This window comes from Xanthovirga aplysinae (genome assembly GCF_009711365.1).
GTDB classification, from domain to species: Bacteria; Bacteroidota; Bacteroidia; order Cytophagales; family Cyclobacteriaceae; genus Xanthovirga; species Xanthovirga aplysinae.
This window is the reverse complement of sequence record NZ_SMMB01000262.1, coordinates 1-904: the sequence shown is the minus strand read 5'-3', so window position 1 is coordinate 904 and position 904 is coordinate 1. Positions and strand designations below refer to the sequence as shown.

Genomic DNA, 904 nt, shown 5'->3' with positions numbered 1-904 from the left:
GTTAGAAATTTTCTTTCCGTGGCGAAAAAAACAAGGTTTGTTCCGAAAGGATTTTTGGAAGGATGGGTTTTATATGTTTTTTAATTTTTTCCTCTTTTCCTTAATTGGTTATAATGCCTTTTCTAATGTTTTTGTGGAAATATTTAAGGATGGTTTGGCCGCTATTGGGATTTCCAATCTGGTAGCCATAAAGATTCAGAGCTGGCCTGTTTGGGGGCAATTATTATCCCTCTTTCTAATTAGAGATTTTATTCATTTTCATGTTCACCGTTTGCTGCATAGAATACCAGCTCTTTGGGAGTTTCATAAGGTTCATCATTCGGTGGAGGAAATGGGTTTTGCTGCCCAACTTCGTTTCCATTGGGTGGAAACGGTGGTTTATCGATTTATTGAATATATTCCCTTGGCAATGATTGGTTTTGGAATTCAGGATTTCTTTATCGTTCATTTATTTGCCTTAACCATAGGCCATTTTAATCACGCTAATTTTAGATTAAACCTTGGGCCTCTAAAGTATATTTTTAATAATCCAGAGATGCATATATGGCATCATGCAAAAGAGCTGCCAAAAAATAAACGGTATGGAGTAAATTTTGGAATGAGTTTAAGTATTTGGGATTATCTTTTTCGTACCAATTACATTCCAAAAAGTGGGAGAGATATTCCCTTGGGTTTTAGTAAGCTGGAAGAGTTTCCAAAGAAATTTATGGGACAGGTTCTGTATCCTTTTTATAAAAAAGATAACAAGGGTTGAAATATTTAAAGTTTTGAGGGGCCATTTGTTGGTTATACCTGTATATTATAAGCTCCAACTTTTTGATTACTAAATCAGAATTAATTTCTTGACTTCCTTTTTTTTATTAAATCATAAGAAATAGGGAATGTGGAGCATAACATTCAATTG

Annotated in this window: 1 protein-coding gene; it reads left to right on the top strand. The window is 33.8% G+C overall.

Going from position 1 to position 904, the window contains the following annotated elements; all coding sequences use genetic code 11:
- A partial coding sequence (locus E1171_RS00655; RefSeq protein ID WP_155203096.1) for a sterol desaturase family protein occupies positions 1-754 on the top strand: 754 nt, incomplete at its 5' end.
- Between the last annotated feature and the right edge of the window lie 150 nt (positions 755-904).